Here is a 2,175-nt window from a genome sequence, read left to right on the forward strand (position 1 = left end):
AGTCTTGCCTTTTAATTTTTATGATATATAGATATATGTTTCAAATATAATTTGTAAATTTTTAGGTAATGAATTTAATACATAAAAGTATCTATTTAGAAGAAAAAGATAAGTATAGATTATTTTTTATTTTATGCGCTATAAACTAATGAGTTTAAAATTAATACTGTAAATTATTATTCGAAAAAGTATTTAAAATAAATAAGCTATATTTTATCTTTAATTGCAGTTAATTTAAATGGAATGATTTTTAAGATATTATTTAATTTATAAAAAAGCATTTACAATCTTGTGATATTTTATTAAAATATATTCGAAAATTTCAATTCAAGAATGGAGAGATGCAAATGAATATTTTTAAACGGGGGGAAGAGAGGCAACGATTCTCAATCAAAAAATATCATTTCGGTGCTGCAAGTGTTTTAATAGGAGCAATAATTTTTGCTAGTGGTACACAAGAAGCATCAGCTAATGAATTTAAAGGGGATTTATCGTCAACAGTTGTTGGAGAATCAACATCTTCAAGTGAACAAACTGAAATAACGAATAACCCAATTACTATTCCAGAAGCAGAAAGTCCTACAATAGAAGTATCAAACCCTACAGACAAAAAGAAAGATACCTCGAAATCAGAAAGTTCTACAACAGAAGTATCAAACCCTACAGATAACAAGGAAGACACCTTGAAATCAGAAAGTTCTACAACAGAAGTGTCAAACCCTACAGATAACAAGGAAGATACCTCAAAATCAGAAAGTCACACAACAGAAGTGTCAAACCCTACAGATAACAAGAAAGATACTTCAAAAGAAGTTCGTGAAAAAACAGATGATTTAAGTCATAAATCATTGACGCTTAGCAAAAATAATCAAAAACAGGAAAGAAACCATACACCTAAAAGGCGTTCTAAAAGGTCTATTGTTAACAAAGAACAACCACCTGTTGATGGTTATGATGTTAATCTAGAATTTTCGCCTAAAGATGATGGATTATCATATAAAATAAATAAAGTTACTGATCCTAAACATTATACATTCGAAGTAATAAGCAAGGGTGAGGATGGATCTAAACAATATACCATATCTGTTAGAAAAGAAGATTTAAATCAAGAAGGCACGCTTGATAGGTTTTTTATAACGACGTTTGATAACGGAATAAGGATTTCAAGAAGAGAGATAGACAAAGCTAGAATTAGAGGTGGTGAGCAAATAAAAATTGATGACCTGACACTTTTGTCTGTCACTAAGAAAGGTGATGAATATGCTTTCAGATTTCAAAAGATTACTGATTCTGTTGGGGATAACTATAAACCAGTTTATGGACCAAACATTGAAAAAATAACTAGTCCAGTTGTATCTTATCCACTAATACTACCAGTTTGGAAAGCACAAACAACACATTATTATGATGAAGATGGGAATGAAATTGCACCATCTTATACTCAATATGGATGGACTAAGAGTAAATACACAACTGAACCCCCTGAAATTAAAGGGTATGACTTGGACTATACGAAAATACCTTTCAATAAAAATGGTATTATTAATAAATCGAATGCAAAATTTGAGGGAAATATAAGATATGGAACGTCTACTGTTAGCCGTGGAACAATATTTCGCAAAGATACAGTTCTTGATAATCAGAGTACTATAAAGACAGAGGTATGGTTTACTTATGCTAAAAGACCTAATACATTTGACCCTGTAGATGGAACAATTAGAGATAGAGGTCGAGTTGCTTCGAATAATCTTCCTGATGCAAATTATGATTTTATGAAGAATACTGAAGGCTATGAGATAAGAGAAAGACTTGGAACTGCTGAAGAAGAGAAGAAATATGAAAGATTAGGAATGAATGGTCAAGTTGTTTTCCAAAAGTTTCGCTTTCAAAAAAATGGATTACCATCAAAAGATGCAGTGTCAGAAGCTGAATATGACGGGGGAGATGCAACATCTAGTACATCAGTTGTTCTAAAAAAAGGAGAGGTAAGTAATTCTAGATATGATATCGGTAGAACATTTGACTTTTCAAATGTATTTGAATATCCAGACACTGTAGAATATTACTATATCACTCATAAAGGCAAGGTTGTGGTGCACTATGTGGATGAAGCAGGTAACACAATTAAAGGAACTGTAGAAGATACACCAAACGTAAAAGTGGATACAGCGTATG

Annotated in this window: 1 protein-coding gene; it reads left to right on the forward strand. The window is 31.3% G+C overall.

Going from position 1 to position 2,175, the window contains the following annotated elements:
• Positions 1-347: 347 nt before the first annotated feature.
• Positions 348-2,175 (forward strand): YSIRK-type signal peptide-containing protein (locus tag CD111_RS12655; RefSeq protein ID WP_169923148.1); only part of this gene is annotated, 1,828 nt, incomplete at its 3' end.

Source organism: Mammaliicoccus stepanovicii (assembly GCF_002902525.1).
Classification (GTDB): domain Bacteria; phylum Bacillota; class Bacilli; order Staphylococcales; family Staphylococcaceae; genus Mammaliicoccus; species Mammaliicoccus stepanovicii.